Here is a 17586-nt window from a genome sequence, read left to right on the forward strand (position 1 = left end):
CAAATGGAAAATCCTGCTCTTATTTCTTTAAAAAACGTTAGCTGCCGTTTTAAAAAAACAGCGGACACTCCAGCAATAAATCGTTTATCTCTCGATATTCATGCAGGTGAAATTCTTGGTGTTATTGGACGCAGTGGTGCAGGAAAATCCACACTCATGCGCTGTTTAAATGGATTAAAACGCATTAATGAAGGATCTATTTTTTTTGAAGGTATTGATATTTCAAATCTCTCAGAAACAGAATGGGCACCTTATCGTCAACGTATTGGTATGATTTTTCAACATTTTAATCTTTTGTCGTCGCAAAAGGTTATTGATAATATTGAATTGCCGTTGAAACTGGCAGGTGTCAGTAAACAACAACGTCGTAAACGTGCTTTTGAACTCATTGAATTGGTAGGACTGTGTGGCAAAGAAAACTGTTATCCTGCAGAACTTTCAGGAGGGCAAAAGCAGCGCGTTGGTATTGCGCGCGCTCTAGCAGCAGACCCTAAAATATTGTTGTCAGATGAAGCAACTTCTGCTCTTGATCCTGAAACGACACAATCTATTTTGAAGCTTCTTGCCGATATTAACAGCCGTCTCAATCTTACTATTGTGCTCATTACCCATGAAATGGAAGTTGTACGCGCCATCGCGCACCGTGTTATTGTTCTCAATCAAGGACGCATTGTCGAAGAAGGGTGTGTGAAAGATATTTTTACGTCACCGCAAGAAGAAACAACTATTTCTATGCTCAGACTTGTTACACCACAGCTTCCTGAAAAATTTGCTAAAAACCTTAAATCAACAGGGAAAGAGGCAGTCATTGAGATTAATATTGCAGGTGAAATTGCTCAGCAACCCTTTCTCAATCTTCTTGAAGATGAAATTGGTTTAAGAGCACGTATTCTGCATGGCAACATTGACACAATCCAAGGTGAAACCATTGGGCGCCTCTTTCTTGGTCTTCCCAGACAAAATGAAGAAACCTTGCAAAAAGCTGTCAAATGGTTAACCGAAAAAGGTCGGTATTGCGAGGTGTTAGGCTATGTTTAATGTTCTCTCTCATGAGCTCCCCAGTGCTATCTTTGATACATTGTTGATGACGATGAGCGCTTCTTTGATAGCACTTATTATAGGGCTTCCGCTTGGACTACTGCTCTATATAACCGCACGCGGAGGACTTTTTGCATCGCGCCTTATCAACTGCCCCTTAAGCATCATTATCGATAGTATTCGTGCCATCCCCTTTATTATTCTTGCATTCTACCTGCTGCCTCTCACCCGTATAGCCGTGGGAAGTGGGATAGGAATGCCTGCAGTGATTTTTGTTCTCACTATCTCTGCTATTCCTTTTTATGCACGAATGGCAGAACTTTCTTTTAAAACCGTTGAAAATGGTTTGATTGAAGCTGTTCGCTCCATGGGGGCGAGCCGTCTTCAAATTGTTAAGTATGTTCTTATTCCTGAAGCGCTCCCTCACCTGATCACTGGGTTCACAGTCATGGTTATTTCTCTTATCGGAGCCACTTCACTTGCTGGATATCTTGGCGGAGGTGGTTTGGGCGATATGGCAATCCGTTATGGCTATCAACGTTACAATACTTCTATCATGACAATCGTCATCATCCTTTTGATCATTCTGAATGTTATTGTACAATGGTCTTCTGATAAAATTGTGCAGAAATTTGATAAAACAAAACATTAAGACATTTTAGGAGTCTAATTTTTTTCCCCAATCATAGTAATGATAATCCAATGAGCAATAAGAGCTGGCTTTTTCAAATTTTCGATTTCTACCGTCACTTCATAATGAAAAATAACCCGACCAGAGGGACGAATCTCAGCATCCTTTAAAACAAAACGTGCACGCACCCGCGCACCTGTCTTTACAGGACTCATAAAACGCACTTTATCAAAACCATAATTAATCCCCATCGTTGTACCTTCCAACTCTGGAAGTGCCTCATAAGCCAGCGTAGACAAAAGCGATAAGGTCAAAAAACCATGAGCAATCGTGCCACCAAAAGGTGTTTCTTTTGCTTTTTCTTCATCTACATGAATCCATTGATGATCGTCTGTTGCGCACGCAAATTGATTAATCATATCTTGTGTAACAAGACGCCACTGCGACAACCCTACCTCTTTCCCAATAAAGCCCGCTATATCTTGTACCGCCATTTTTCGCTGCATAATACCATTCCTATATCATTCCTGTTTTATTTGACAAAAGCGCACTCACCCTCTTGCTTTTATAAAACCCATTGATTAGAGCATCAATAATAAAAGATTAACAATCTCATGAGCAAACATATTCTATAAATTGAGGAAAGTATCTTTTTAGCAGCGTAAAATTTTTAAATAGGAAAAAATAATGGCAAGCAATGTGAGCCTAACCGGTTTAGCGCGTGATTTGAAGCAACGTGCAGAAAACCACCAACCTATCCGCATTGGACTGGTTGGTTGTGGTGAAATGGGAACAGATTTGCTTTCAAGCGTTGCACAGATGGACGGCATAAAGATTGCAGCCGTTGCCACCCGAACACCATCACGTGTTTTTGATGCCGCAACACTAGCCTATGGAGAAGATGGGCACGCACGCGAAGTTGAAAATGCTACTGCTTTAACCCAAACTATTGAAAAAGGTTTGATTGCTGCCACAGATGATATTGACCTTGTTTTGCGCCATGAGCAAATCGATATTATCGTTGATGCAACAGGCTATCCTGAAGCTGGTGCAGAAATTGGCTTCAAAGCGCTTGAAAATAACAAACATCTTGTCATGATGAATGTTGAAACAGATGTTACCATTGGTACTTATTTAAAATATGAAGCAGAAAAACGAGGTCTCATTTATACACTTGGTGCTGGTGATGAACCCTCTTCCTGCATGGAGCTCATCGAGTTTGTTTCAGCCCTTGGGCACAAAATTGTTGCAGCTGGTAAAGGCAAAAACAATCCACTTATCTTTGATGCCACACCTGATCTTTACGAAGAAGAAGCATTACGGCGTAATATGAATGTACGCATGTTAGTTGAGTTTATTGATGGCTCCAAAACAATGGTTGAAATGGCAGCAATTGCCAATGCAACTGGGCTTCTTCCCGATTGCTCAGGAATGCATGGTCCACAAGCAGCGCTCCAAAATTTAAACAAAGTGCTTATCCCCAAACAGGATGGTGGCATTTTGAGTAAATATGGTGTTGTGGATTATTCAACAGGTCAAGGAGTTTCCCCTGGTGTATTTGTTATCGCAGAAATAGCACACCCACGTCTACGCGAGCGTATGGAAGATTTAAAAATTGGCCAAGGACCTTACTTTACTTTTCATCGCCCCTATCATTTAACAGCAATGGAAGTTCCATTAACCTGCGCACGTGTTATGCTTTATGGAAAAAAAGATATGGTACCACTTAGTCACCCCGTAGCAGAAGTCTGTGCTGTTGCTAAAAAAGATTTGCATCCAGGTGACCAATTAGACTTTATCGGTCTTTACAGTTACCGTGCTTGGATAATGAGCATTGCAGAAGCACGTGCTCATCAAGCTATTCCTTGTGGTCTTCTGGAAAAAGCAACAGTGACAGCTGAAATTAAAAAAAATGAACTTATCACAGTGCATAATACTGCTATTCGAGAAAACCAATGGATTGCACGGCTTCGGAGCAAACAAGACCTTTTGCTTAATTGCTCCACCACCCACGTATAAAAAATCCCTTTTGCATTTTTCCTGCAAAATAACCACATTTCTTGCCAAATAATCACAAGCTCTGTAAAAGAAGGCTTAAACTTTCTCTTTTGTAAAAAAAGAGCAACAAACTGAAAAGCTTAAATCGAAGAATTTTAAATTTTTAACCGATATATATCGAAAAAAAACATCTCATATTCTTTTCAACCATATAATCCTACCAGCCCCTCCTCCCCCCTCCCAAAATAATATAAACTGCTCCAAATATTGATTTTTCAAAAATAACAAAATGATGAGTAAAACACACAAATGAAATAGATAAATATTTAGCGAGCTTGAAACACAAACGACGCAACAGCTATCACAATACCAAATAAATTTCCTGTAATAAAAGCATAAAGTAATGAGACAATACTTACAAAACCACAAAATGCTGTAGACGCAGACACACCCTCAACTTTCCCAAAAGCTAATGACTCAACATCACGAATAACAGCCATATCACTCCCCTGTATAACTGTATTTTTTCCTTGTCCAACAAGAACTATCCCCTCTTGATACCAAGCACTCGCAATAGTCGCATGACTCTCTACAGTGTGAGTAAAACAAAGAATAAACGCTATAAAAAAATATGAAGACATATGAATTTTAAATAATTTCAACATAGCTTTCTTTGCTCCTCTTTTTCTTTACTGAAAAAGTAAAAGAATATTTACATTATAGAAAATTCAAAAATTATACTTAATATATAAACTACAATATGGCTCTCTATATGAGCAACATAACACATCATAATACATTATGTATTATATGTAAAGACATAAAAAAGCCATAATTCAAATTTTCAAAATCAAAAGTGATTGATCAAAAAAATGAATCACAAATGATAGAGGAATTCTTCCTCAAAACGTGTTCATACATTACCAAATTAACTAAGCTTATCTAAAGATAAAATCACTGTAACAATTGATATTGAAAGACACTTAAGCATAAATTATTAAGCCCACATTATTAAAATATTAAAATGCTACAGGATCAAACTATACTTTATCGCTCACCCAGATCACTTCATCATCACCACAAATTTTAAAAAAATGCTTCAATATGGACAAAACAATATGTTTATCAACACTTTATAAGCATACAGAAAAATAGGCATACATCAAAAAATAAATTCATAAATATCAAAAGAGAAGAACTTTTATGATACAGACTGCCATTAATGAGAAAGGCTCGTACATTCTATTGTTTTTTAGCATCCCCCCTTCATCCCCATCTCTCTTCTCACTTTGGTGGTATATATAGCCACTTAAAGGAGTAGATCTATCCGTTCTCCAATATAAACCGTATCACCCTGCAATAAACCGCTTTTATAGAATCAACCAATAAGCCTAATAGCTGTACCCTGATAACGTAAAGAACCTATCCTCTCTTATTACACATGTATGAATCATTTGAATCATTATATCGTGTAAATGAATACGTGCTTGCTTCTCTATAACATTAACGCTCTACCAAATTTTCTTTAAAATCCCACGCATTACATCAATTTTCTATCATCAACAAAAAAACTGTCTGACACATTTTGAAAGGAAGATTTTTCAACATTTTCACCTCTGAGACACAATGGTAGCTTCCCAATAAAATACCTCCCAAGGTCTTTAACAAAATAACTCTTCGAAATCTTGATGAGAAGTCAAAATTCGTGATACCCACATTCTTAATCTCAACAATCATATTTTGTTCTTTTACTTCAATAGCAACAAGATAAGCTAAAATGTTTGCAGCCCTATCTAAGCTTGAGCTCTGAATGAAAAGATAAAAATATTTATTTTAAATTCTATGTTATGGAATAGTTAATAATCCTTGCAAACAGCTTTTCAAAAATAATATTACTCATCGGACAATCTTACAAAATATACTTAATCTTCAAATATTGGAAATTTGCTATTAATCAAAAGTTTAGATAATTTTTTGCATGATATCTCTACCATTTTTAATAAATCTCTTCTTTTTGTCACACACACATTTGATATAAAACTGCTTTTATTTGCGTTTCTCTCATATATAGATTAAGATTAAAGAAAATAATTCTACCATTTTTGACGACTCTGCTGCATCTATTGACTTCTTTTTTGACAATAAATTTATGATATCCAACACACCTTTCCTCGCTCTTTTGCCCTTGGGCGCACATGAATATCACGGAAATCATCTCCCCTTTGAAACCGACTGGATCATTGCACAAGCTTTTGCAGAAGCACTCACCTTACAAATGAAAAAGCAATTTCATATCGCACTTTTACCCGTTGAAAAAATTGGCTACTCTGTAGAACATATGGATATGAGTGGCACACAAACACTCACCTTTTCTGATGCCATAGAGCGGTGGATAAACATTGGCGAGAGCTGCTATCATAAAGGGATCAAGCGTTTTCTTCTTCTCAACGCGCACGGAGGTAATTCGCCTTTAGTGAGCATTGTCATCACTGAATTACGAAGACGTTTTTCAATGCTCGCAGTGGCAACAAGCTGGAGTCGCTTTGGTTTACCGCAAGGCTTAATGAAGCCATCTCAACACCATCTTGATATCCATGGAGGATTTATCGAAACTTCTTTAATGCTTTATTTAGCACCAGAAAAAGTGCATATGGAAAATGCGGAAAATTTTCATAATAAGCAAGCTGATATGATTGACAGCTATCAATATTTACGCGCCTATGGTTCCCATGCCTTTGGGTGGAAAATGCAAGACATTAATCCGCAGGGAGCAGCAGGCAATGCAAGTAAAGCAACAGCACAAGCAGGTGAAGCAATTTTTTCTCATGTTCTTTGTGGGCTTCGTGGTTTACTTGATGATATCAATCGATTTAAAATAAGTGCATTACGATAAAAGGTGCAACCATGGAAAAGATACAAAATACGCCTCATAAATTGCCCGTTACGGTTCTTACAGGCTATCTTGGATCAGGCAAAACCACTCTTCTTAATCGCATTCTAAGTGAAAATCATGGCAAACGTTACGCAGTCATTGTCAATGAATTTGGTGAAATTGGTATTGATAATGATCTTATCGTTGAATCGGATGAAGAAATTTATGAAATGAATAATGGCTGTGTTTGCTGCACCGTGCGTGGCGACCTTATCCGCGTTTTGGAAAGCTTGATGCAACGTTCTCATCGATTTGATGCTATCATTATAGAAACAACAGGACTGGCGGACCCTGTTCCTGTTGCACAAACTTTTTTTATGGATGATGCCGTACATGAAAAAACAGCACTTGATAGTGTTATAGCAGTCGTTGACGCAAAGCATTTTCCACTCCAACTTAAAAAAAGCCGTGAAGCTGAAGAGCAAATTGCCTTCTCTGATATCGTTCTCCTCAACAAAATTGATCTTGTCAGTGAAAAAGAGCGCACACATGTTGAATCGCTTATTCTTGCGATTAATCCCCGTGCTATAATTTATGCAACAGAACGCGCGAACATCCCTCTTGATAAACTCCTCGATCGTGGTTCATTTGACCTACAACGCACTTTAGATAATGATCCCCATTTTCTTGATCCCCAGCATGCAGATCATGAATGTGGTGCCGATTGTCATCATGATCATAAACATCACCATACAGCCACCATTCATGACATTACAATAACTTCTGTGAGTTTAAAAACAGGTGCCCTTCAACCAGAAAAGTTCTTCCCGTGGATCCAACAAGTGACCCAACAACAAGGTCCTGATATTTTGCGTTTAAAGGGCATTATCGCATTCCAAGGGGATCATGATCGTTATGTCATTCAAGGTATACACATGATCCTTGAAGGACAACATCAACGCCCATGGCGTGAAAATGAAAAACGGGAAAGTCGGCTTGTATTTATTGGTCGCACCCTTGACGTTGAAAAACTTAAAACAGGTTTTGAAAATTGCGCATAAGCGAGTAACAATGCCAAGCATTACCAATTACGATCTCCAAAATTATTGCCTTTCCTGCGGTTTTATTGACAATAAACCAGCTTTCATTTCAGTGGAAGGTTTAATTGTTTTTCTCAATCCAGCCCCACAAACTATTGAAGTTCATCAAGGAATAATTTCAAGCCATTTTTCCCATGACAACACAGCGATCATCACAGGTGGCGAAGATGGAAAAGCTTGTCAAACAACATCAGATGGCCAAACAAAAGTGCTAGGGAAACAAGAGCGCAAATGGATAAGCCATGTTGCTTTTGGACCACAGAAAATTTTTGCCTTTGCCTCTTCACGCCTAGCATCAGTAAATATCGGCAAAGAACAACAAGAGCTAACACATGAACGCAGTGTAGAAGGTCTTGCTTTTTCCCCAAAAGGTTTACGTCTCGCCGTTGCCCATTACAATGGTGTTACCCTTCATTGGTTATCAACGCAAATAGCCCCAACGACATTGACATGGAAAGGCGCACATTTTGGTGTTACCTTTTCACCAGACAACCGCTATGTCATCTCTACTATGCAAGAAAACGCTCTCCATGGCTGGCGTCTTACAGATAATCAACATTTACGTATGAGTGGCTACCCAAGCAAAGTCAAAAGCTGGTCTTGGAGCCAAAAAGGAAAATGGTTAGCAACATCAGGTGCATCCGCAGCAATTGTTTGGCCTTTTCATACAAAAGATGGCCCCATGGGTAAAGCACCGCTAGAACTCGGCACACGAGCAAATGCACTTGTCAGCACAGTCTCATGCCACCCAAGCGAAGATATTGTAGCAATAGGCTTCAATGATGGAATGATCCTCTGTTCGCATTTTCGTGATGGAAAAGAAGCCCTTCTCAAAAATTGTGGGAAAAGCGCTATTTCAGCGTTAAGCTGGGATAAAACAGGACATCGTCTCGCCTTCGGTAGCGAAAATGGTGAATGCGGTATTATAAACATTAGTGCTTAAAAAAAAGCGCCAACAACAACGGTTTGCTTAATTTGAAGAAAGTAAAAATACCTCCCCTTGTGACTTAGCATAAAACCCATCCCATCTTCTAAAAAAACACTAAATCATAAACTTTCTCAAAAATAACAAGCCGCTTGCCTTCAAAAATTTCAGCAAAAACGGCTTGTCATGAATATTAATACACTCATTCCCAATGAAAAAATAATGAAACTCAAAATTGTCCCTTCTATAGCTTAATTATCACTCCAGTAATACCTGAAAAATAACTCGCAACGGTACGCCATAAACCAGACCAGAAACCAGAAAATATATTATACGAAACAGCACTTACACTTACTTTTTCAAAACCTTCTGTTTTTTCAACATTTTCACTTAAAGCGCTGCTGACTGCCATATTCATCGCCTTAATATCTTCTTGTACTGCCATAGAGACAGAAGTATTTTGCTGAAATTGTCCTCTTTCAACATTTGCATTAACATCTGCAACTTGCAAAAGAAAACTCACAATTGCTGCAGAAGCACCCAAAGACACATTTTTTTTAAACATTTTAAGCATAATATCACCTCAAATTTTCTCCCCTCCATTCAAAAATGAAGCATTAGCTCAAAAAATACTCCCCTAAACATCTGAAAAAAACGAAAACGCACTTATTAAATTACGTACGTAATCACCTGAAATATTTTGTATTTTTATTTAAGCTAACACAAAGTTACAACTAAATTTTACAACCAAAGATTGTATATTTTTTAATACATCAAAAATGTGGTATAAAATTGATAATGTAAATTGCAGAAAAAATAAATTCTAAAAAAAATCAGCTTCTGCAAGCTTTATGCTCGCAGATCAAATAATTGTCAAAGCGTAATTACGAGAACCGTTGAGAGTGAAACCCCACCCCATCTTTAAAAAACTAAAAGCACCAAATCACATCCCCTACAAAAATGGCAAGCCGTCCACCTTCAAAAACTCCAGCAAAACGGCTTGCCATGAATATTTATATGCTCATTGTCAATAACAAAATAATGAGGCTCAAAATCGCCCTTCATAAGGGTTAACTATCGTTTCAGAAGTTTCCATACGTAACTTATAGCTTCCCAAAGTAAACTAGAAAGTAAACCAGAAAAAACGCCACACACAATAGAAACAGTCAAGCTTGCCCTGTGGACATTTGTAATCACAAAACCTTCTGTTTGTTCAATATTTTCACCCAAAGCATTAGCAACTGCCATATTTATTGACTTAATACTTTCTTGCACACTCATAGAAACAAAGGAGGTCTGCTGAGAATATTCTCTTCTAAAATTTGCATTAGCACCTGCAACCTGCAAAAAAGAACAAATAACCACTACAAAAATACCTAAAGGCACGTTCTTTCTAAACATTTTAAGCATAGCCTCACCTCACTTACCTTCCCCCTCTTCAAATATGAACAGAGCTCAAAACATCCAGATAGATTTTTAAAATATGGCTTTTTTTTGTTCTGTTCATTAAATTATGTCAATTTATAGCACATTATGTATTTATGTAAAGAAAAATATAAAAATGACATAGAATCACGATTTATATTTGTGATTTTCAAAAAAATATAACTAAAAACGATAACTGAGCCCACCAGAAAAACGAACTCCTGAAAAACCTGCTTTAGTAAGATTATGCTGATAAGCCAAATCACTATGAAGTATAATGGTGGGAGACAATTGCGAATAGATCCCCCCTCCAGCTTCTAAAGAAGAACCAAAAGCTCCTAATTGAAAAGCATCTTTAAAATGCACAAATTGTTTATCACTAAAATCACGAATAAAATGAAACTTTCCATAAAAAGAAATAATACGTGCATCTTCGGTTACAGTAAGTATCTTTGTTAAACGCCCACCAACACGCATGATCCAATGATCAGGTTTACCCATTTCAACATCAAAGCCGTCAATATCATGCGCCTTATGAAATTGCAGATTTTGATAAACAATCTGAACCTGCGGATCAAAAACAACATCAGCAACTCTTGTCATAAATGCTTTACCAATAGTCAATGAAGTACTTAAGGACTTACCTCTTAATGTTGCTGTTTTCCCCCATGCAGAAGTGAAAACATCACCTCTAAACAAACCATAAGACAAAAGACCATCTATATAACAACCCGCATCATGTTCTATGCTACCATACGCTGTAACAGTCCATTTATCAAATGCACTTTTTTCACTTTGTTCAACATCCCGAGGCTGAAGAGAAAGTTTTCCATAACTCCCCATAACACCAAAAAATGTAGTACTGTACGCACTCTCGATTGTTTTCAATAAAATGCCCGTCTCTATAGCATTATAATCAAGATTACCTCCGTAACCATATTCAAGTGCGGATAAATTTGAAACATAACGGTGGTTGCTACCATAACCACGCAAAAAAAGAGCAGGATTTTCATCAATGTTCAACATTCCCCTAGAAGAAGTTCGCATAGTTTCCAATTGTTTATTTTGATTGCTAATATCCATCAAACCAGCATGGAATAAGCTATTTGGCAAAAGCAAATAAGTCGGAATTTGTGGAACAACAGCTCTCACATTTTTCTCACAACAAGGAATAATTTCGAAAACAGAAACAACCTTAGACGAAACAGAAGTAAGATTTTTCTCAGGCTCAGAAGGAGCAGTCTCGCGTATAGTTAAATCAGGAGAGTTAGGCGAAGGTGCAGAAGGAGAAAGGTCTTGCTCAGGGACACTAGGAACAGGTGGCACAACACTAGATTCAGGCTGAGGTTTCACAACAATAGGATTTTTCTCAGGCTCAGGAGGAGCAGTCTCGCGTATAGTTAAATCAGGAGAGTTAGGCGGAGGTGTGAAAGGAGAAAGGTCTTGTTCAGGGACACTCGGAACAGGTGGCACAACAGTGGATTCAGGCTGAGGTTTCACAACAATAGGATTTTTCTCAGGCTCAGGAGGAGCAGTCTCGCGTATAGTTAAATCAGGAGAGTTAGGCGGAGGTGTGAAAGGAGAAAGGCCTTGTTCAGGGACACTCGGAACAGGTGGCACAACACTAGATTCAGGCTGAGGTTTCACAACAATAAGATTTTTTTCAGGCTCAGGAGGAGTAGTCCCGCGTATAGTTAAATCAGGAAAATGAGGTTGAGGCGTAGAAAGAACAATATCTTGCTCAGGTGCAACAGGAATAGAAGGAACAGGTGGAGCGGCAGGAGAACTTTGCTCAGGCACGACAGAGACAGTAGGTGGTGTAACAGGGATAAGGGGATGCAGCGTCTCAGGATTTTGCTTAGAATCAATCTCTGTAACAGAATGAAAAACATTTTCGTTAGGAGTGTGCATAGGTATCACTGGATCAGAAACAGAAGACGAACCATGATCAGGACGAGAAATAGACTTAACATATTTACTTTCGAGACGAAAATCCCAAAACGCTCTTCCATGATTTACCAGTTTTTGACTGACATCCGCTGACCCTAAAGTGGATTGTGAACCATAAGCAACAAGATGATATTGATAAGGTGAATTTTTCGCTGCGACATAACTGCGATTGAGTCGAAAGGAGTTTTGGTTTGCTGTTCCCGAAACCTGAATAATGGAAATGCCTTCGCTATTTCCGACACCCGTTAATTCCCCTAAACTTCCTGGAACAATTTGCACATGTACTATCGTTTCTCCAGAAATATTACCATGAATCAAAACCCGGTCAGTTTTTTGATCACTAATTTTTCCCCCTTTATCCAAACATGTATTGAGATAAAGATGTGCATTGCCCTGTGCATTATAAACCGTGCCAGATCCTTTTCCAATGCGAAGTGTTTGATAATTATGAGCCGTGTTGATTGTGACCTTTTCAAAAAAAATAGAACTATTAATAAGATCTACAGATGAAATAGATGAAACTCCCATAATATGAGAATCTCGTGAATCTTTATGTCTTGGTCGAGATAAAATCCATTTTGAACCATTTCTCAGGGAAAGATCAGCAGTAGAATGTTCATCAACACGAACCCCACCTGCAAGGGTAGAAGCATCTGCTATAATCTTTACAGAAGACCCTTTCTCAGCCTTTAGCAATACATTTCCAGAAACTTTTGTATCTTTTGAAAATTGAATCAAACTATCAAACTTTGTGCTATAAATAACCGTACTTTCTGGAACTATAAAAGTCGTATTTTGCAAATGGACGGTTCCTGTTCCGTGCGCAGTTATTTTTGACCTTCCTGTATATGCTTCTTCCCAAAAAAAGCGCATGCCATAAAATGCATTACTGCGCACTTCAACACGGGAATCATTAATATCAACACGATTATTCATCCCTTCCAATAAAATACCATGAGCATTGGTAACTTTAATTGTACCCTTCTGAAAATTAATAGAACCATCACCTTGGAGCATATGAAAAGCTGTATTTTTATTATTATGGCTCTTTTTCGTCATTTGAGTGCCATTTTCGGTAATGGAAACGCCATCTAAAATAACTTTTCCCCCTCCTCCTGTTTGAACCCCAATGCCACCTATAAAATTAATTGTCCCTGCCACCATCCCAATTTTCGCATTACCATGACTAAAAAGACTAATCGCATCAGCACCCGTCTGAATTGTTGTATTAGTTAAAATAACAGCCGATTGTTTATCAGCTACACTAACACCTATGCGGACTGCATCAATCAATCCGCCTTGCATGTCAATCGTGCCATAATTAGCATCCATACCTATTAACACACCCTTCAAAGTCGAATTGACGAGAGAAACTTTTCCTCCCTCTGATATCTTTACACCATGTCTCCAAGAACCGTTTTCTGGATCATCATTTGTATCCATAGCATGCTTAACAGTTATATCATTTGCTTTAATCCATGTACCTTTTCCAACTGCTTCTACGGCTGCATCAATGCTATCATTAACAAACGGATAGATTTTATCAGCAATGTTGTGTTCTGTACCATCATTGCATCTATAAAATGAATCACTTGTTTTACATGAGAATTTGTTCTGCCCAGAAGATTGCGCATTGGCATTGTGCACAAAAAAAAGAACAACCGTTGTAAAAGTACATAAAGGTAGATGATTTTTAGATATTTTGATCATAATTCTACTACAAACTTTCTTCCCCTTCGCATTAAAAACAAAAATGCGCGCTTGGCTCTAACTGCTTAAGCTGCACGCAATATATAATTCATTTTGTGTTTTATTAATCCATTTTGTGTTTTATGTAAAGCTAAAGTAAAAAAATTACGAAAAAAGTCGCAATCCAAATTTGTAACTTTCACAAAACAAATGGTTGGAAGATGCTTAAAAAATGATAGAAAAGCTTACCGAAAAAGCGATTATTCAAGAATTAGCTTTCGTAAATTACCGGCAATGCACAAGTTGTAAAATATTGAGCATAAAGGCCTTCTTTAGTCTCTAAAAAGAGAACGAAACTAAAAGCACCATTAGAAAATATATGATACTTATTTTCAAAATAATGACAAGATAAAACGGTTTAAAAAAGCCACAAGCATAACTTGTGGCTTTAAAGAACTATTCAAAATACATAATTTGACTAGAAATGATAACGCAACCCGCCAGAAAAAGTGGTTCCAGAAAAACCAGCCTTTGTAAGCTTATGCTGATATGCTAAATCACCATGAAGTGCAAATTTTGAGGATAATCGAGCATTAACCCCTAATCCAGCTTCTACAGAAGAGCCAAAAGCACCCAACTGGAAAGCATCTTTAAAGTGAACAGACTGTTTCTTCCCGAAACTATGGGCAAAGTGTAACTTGCTATAAACAGCAACAACGCGTGCCTCTTCATCATTCACACTAAGTGTCTTAGTTAAACGCCCACCAACACGCATTACCCATTGATCCGGTTTTCCCATGTTAATGTCAAAATTATCAATATCACGTGCCTTATTAAATTGGAGATGTTGATAAACAACCTGAGCCTGCGGGTCAAAAACAAAACCTTCATCCCCTATTGCAAATGTTTGACCAGCAGTCAACGAAGCATCCCAAAAATGTCCTTTCAACGTCGCAGTCTTACCCCGTGCAAGGGTGAGAACATCACCTTTAAACAGACCATAAGATAAAAGACCATCCACATAAAAACCTGCATCATGCTGCATACTACCATATGCTGTAACTAACCATTTATCAAATGCGCTTTTTTGACTTTTCTCAACATCTAGAGGCTGTAAAGATAACCTCCCATAAGTCCCTATAACACCAAAGGACACCGTACTGTACGCGTTCTCAATTGTTTTCAATAACATACCTGCTTCTAAAGCATTATAATCAAGATCGCCTCCATAACCATACTCAAGCGCAGACAAATTTGAAGCATAACGGTGATTTCCGCCATAACCGCGTAAAAATAAAGCAGGATTTTCATCTTCTCCCAAAACTCCAGTGGAAGCAGTCCGCATAGCTTCTAACTGCTTATTTTGATTGCTAATATCCATCAAACCCGTCTGAAATAAAGCATTTGGTAAAAGCAGATAGGTCGGAACTTGCGGAACAACAGCCTTCACCTCTGGTTTTGGTTCTGGCTCTGGTCTAGGGCCTGGTTCTGGTCTGGGACCTGGCTCTGGAGCAGGAGGTTCAGGCTTAGGTCTGGGATCAACAGATTTACTTTCAAGGCGATAGTCCCAAAAACCCCCTTGGCCTTTAACTAATCTTTGATCAGAATTTGCAGCTCCTAAATGAGATGTTGGACCATAAGCATAAAGCTCATACTGATAAGGCGTACCATGCAGTGTGATATAATCACCATCTAGCAAAAAAGAATTTTCCTCTGCTTCTCCAGAAACCTGAATAATAGAAAAGCCTTTATCATTACCATTTCCCGTTTCTCCCCCAGGGCTCCCTAAAATCGCAGCGACATGAACCATCGTTTTTCCAGTAACATCACCATAAATTAAAACACGATCAGTTTGCTGCTCATCAAGCGAACCACCAGCATTCAGATATGCACTAAGATAAAAATGCGCACCATCCTGCGCCCTATAAGCCTGCCCCTCTCCCGTTCCAATGCGGAGTGTTTGATAACTATAATCCGAAGTAGATTTTAATTGTTTAAAACGAATAATACTATCATCTATAAGACTTACGAATGACGCAAAATGCTCTTTTGCAATGTTAGATTCATGCGAATCTCTCTGTTTCTTTGGTTCTAAAACCCATCCTGAACTGTTGCTCAAATAAAATTCAGCAGTAGAATCGGTATCAACATAAGAACCTCCTTCAAGGCTAGAAGCATTAGCAAAAACCGTTAAATGAGCACCTTTTTCAGCTTTTAACAATAAACTCCCTGAGCTAAGGGAGCTCTGCAATAAGCTAACAGCCCCATAAGAATCTTCAACACCATAAATCGCTACATTATTTGACACCGAAAATACCGTTCTCTGCAAATTAACAAACTGCAATTTATGTGGAAATTCTCTTCCCTCTAAAATTTCTCCAAGGTTGGAGTCTTTCCACCGCCCATCTCCCTGAAAGTATATACCATAAGATGTATCACCACTTACTTTAAAAGAAGAATCTGTAATATTGATTGTAGTTGTTGTAATATTATCATCGGTGTTCTTAGGTGGCAGAACCGAATTAGGAGTTATGAGTGTATTTTCTACCTTGATGCCATGAATATCAGTAACATCGGCAATTCCCTTAAAATCAACAGAAGCACCGTAATCTAAAAGAAAGGTTGCATGATTGCCTTCGTTATTCTTTTTTCCTGTTCCATTAATAGTAACACCATTAAGACTCACTTCTCCATTCATTATTGAATGAACTCCATGGCTCTCCTTAAAATTAATTAATCCACCCTTCATTCTAATTTTTGAATCGCCATAACTGTAAAGGCTTGCTTTCCCAGCCTTCGTATTAATTTTTGTATCGATTAAAAGAATATACGTTTCTCTCCCTAGTGCTTGAACACCATTTTCACTCTCCTCAATATTCCCATTTTTTACCCTAAGATGTCCTCGACTCGTATAAAGAGCTTGAGTGGCATTTTTTATGTTCAAACCATTAAAAACAGCCCTTCCTCCCTCTGAGACAGACACACCACGTGTAAAAAGTTTACCTGGAACCTCACTATGAATAATTATATTCTTTCCTCTTACTTTCGTTTCTTCACCCCCCGACGTTTCCATATCGTCTTCTTTTTTCTCCGCCTTTCCTTTTATCGTTATAGCAACAAGACCTGAAGAATCTTTAGAGTTGTCTTGAGTGATTTTATAAATTTTATCGTAAATTTTACTTTTTCCACAATCATTACATATATAATATGGCTTAGGCGAATCAAAATTTTTATCCCCCTCAATAAAACTATCAGTATCATAATTGATATCATTTTCGAAAACATTAGGATACTTGACCGTAATTGTATAGGGATTACCGCTAGTGTCATTATAAGTGTGAACTTCAAAGAAATTACTTTCAATGATACCATCATCATTATTTCCACTGCCAATAGATGGAATCTCGATAGTATGACTCCCCTTAGAACCATCAGAGGTTTCATAATTATAAAATAAATTCCTTCCAAAAACATTCTCATTACTATTTTCGCCATCAATAGAACTAACCTTGATGATATAAGGGACACCACTGCTGCCACCACTGTAAGTAGATCCACTTTCCCCTACGCTCGCGCTACTCCCTACTCCACTCTGTAAAAAAGTAAAAACAGCCGTCGCAAGGGTACATAAATATACATGATTTCTAAACACTTTAATCATAGCTCCATCGAAATTTCCCTTCCCCTCCGTTAAAAATAAAAGCACCAGCAAAACATCCTCATATAAAAAACAAAAAGGATGAGCTTACTGCTCCCTTGACTGGACCACGAATTATTCAAATTAAATTCAGCTGAAGTTCTCTTAGCAACACAACAACTACTTATAAGAGAATAATCATTAAACACAATCAATACGTGTATAATACATTCTGTATCTCGTGTAAAGTGAAAATAGGAACAAATAGCACAACTTAAAATTGTAATTTATCTTAGTGATTTTCAAAAGTTACTCAAAAAT

The 17586-nt window shown here is 37.8% G+C and carries 12 protein-coding genes; 6 read left to right on the top strand and 6 right to left on the bottom strand.

Annotated features, from left to right (window positions below):
• The first annotated feature begins 3 nt into the window (after window positions 1–3).
• Both V5N67_RS04415 and V5N67_RS04420 read left to right on the top strand, forming a co-directional pair.
• On the top strand, window positions 4–1038 hold the full coding sequence (locus V5N67_RS04415) for a methionine ABC transporter ATP-binding protein (protein WP_332060692.1): 1035 nt from the start codon (window positions 4–6) through the stop codon (window positions 1036–1038).
• On the top strand, window positions 1031–1690 hold the full coding sequence (locus V5N67_RS04420; protein ID WP_332060693.1) for a methionine ABC transporter permease: 660 nt from the start codon (window positions 1031–1033) through the stop codon (window positions 1688–1690). Before V5N67_RS04415 ends, V5N67_RS04420 begins: the two co-directional genes overlap by 8 nt.
• A 14-nt stretch (window positions 1691–1704) precedes the next feature.
• Here V5N67_RS04420 and V5N67_RS04425 read toward each other — a convergent pair whose 3' ends face one another.
• On the bottom strand, window positions 1705–2175 hold the full coding sequence (locus tag V5N67_RS04425; RefSeq protein WP_332060694.1) for a MaoC family dehydratase: 471 nt from the start codon (window positions 2173–2175) through the stop codon (window positions 1705–1707).
• 181 nt (window positions 2176–2356) lie between these two features.
• Between V5N67_RS04425 and V5N67_RS04430 the strand changes: the two genes are divergently transcribed.
• Complete coding sequence (locus tag V5N67_RS04430) at window positions 2357–3688, top strand: NAD(P)H-dependent oxidoreductase (protein WP_332060695.1); 1332 nt, start codon at window positions 2357–2359, stop codon at window positions 3686–3688.
• 305 nt (window positions 3689–3993) lie between these two features.
• Here the strand turns inward: V5N67_RS04430 and V5N67_RS04435 are convergent, their stop codons facing one another.
• The gene (locus V5N67_RS04435) at window positions 3994–4332 is read right to left on the bottom strand and encodes a hypothetical protein (RefSeq protein WP_332060696.1); all 339 of its coding nucleotides are present in this window, start codon (window positions 4330–4332) and stop codon (window positions 3994–3996) included.
• A gap of 1484 nt (window positions 4333–5816) precedes the next feature.
• Between V5N67_RS04435 and V5N67_RS04440 the strand changes: the two genes are divergently transcribed.
• The 3 genes from V5N67_RS04440 to V5N67_RS04450 are packed head-to-tail and all read left to right on the top strand — an operon-like array spanning window position 5817 to window position 8582.
• A complete protein-coding gene (locus V5N67_RS04440) occupies window positions 5817–6560 on the top strand; it encodes a creatininase family protein (RefSeq protein ID WP_332060697.1) in 744 nt (247 codons plus the stop codon).
• Window positions 6561–6571: 11 nt separating this feature from the next.
• Complete coding sequence (locus V5N67_RS04445) at window positions 6572–7600, top strand: CobW family GTP-binding protein (protein WP_332060698.1); 1029 nt, start codon at window positions 6572–6574, stop codon at window positions 7598–7600.
• Between the two features lie 10 nt (window positions 7601–7610).
• A complete protein-coding gene (locus V5N67_RS04450; RefSeq protein ID WP_332060732.1) occupies window positions 7611–8582 on the top strand; it encodes a WD40 repeat domain-containing protein in 972 nt (323 codons plus the stop codon).
• 226 nt (window positions 8583–8808) lie between these two features.
• Here the strand turns inward: V5N67_RS04450 and V5N67_RS04455 are convergent, their stop codons facing one another.
• From V5N67_RS04455 to V5N67_RS04470, 4 genes are all read right to left on the bottom strand, one after another.
• Complete coding sequence (locus V5N67_RS04455; RefSeq protein WP_332060699.1) at window positions 8809–9138, bottom strand: hypothetical protein; 330 nt, start codon at window positions 9136–9138, stop codon at window positions 8809–8811.
• Between the two features lie 500 nt (window positions 9139–9638).
• Entirely contained in the window at window positions 9639–9974 is a 336-nt protein-coding gene (locus tag V5N67_RS04460) for a hypothetical protein (RefSeq protein WP_332060700.1), read from the bottom strand.
• Window positions 9975–10172: 198 nt separating this feature from the next.
• Complete coding sequence (locus tag V5N67_RS04465; RefSeq protein WP_332060701.1) at window positions 10173–13649, bottom strand: autotransporter outer membrane beta-barrel domain-containing protein; 3477 nt, start codon at window positions 13647–13649, stop codon at window positions 10173–10175.
• Window positions 13650–14106: 457 nt separating this feature from the next.
• The gene (locus V5N67_RS04470; protein WP_442879244.1) at window positions 14107–17289 is read right to left on the bottom strand and encodes an autotransporter outer membrane beta-barrel domain-containing protein; all 3183 of its coding nucleotides are present in this window, start codon (window positions 17287–17289) and stop codon (window positions 14107–14109) included.
• Between the last annotated feature and the right edge of the window lie 297 nt (window positions 17290–17586).

Source organism: Bartonella rhinolophi, assembly GCF_036576165.1.
Taxonomy (GTDB): Bacteria; Pseudomonadota; Alphaproteobacteria; order Rhizobiales; family Rhizobiaceae; genus Bartonella.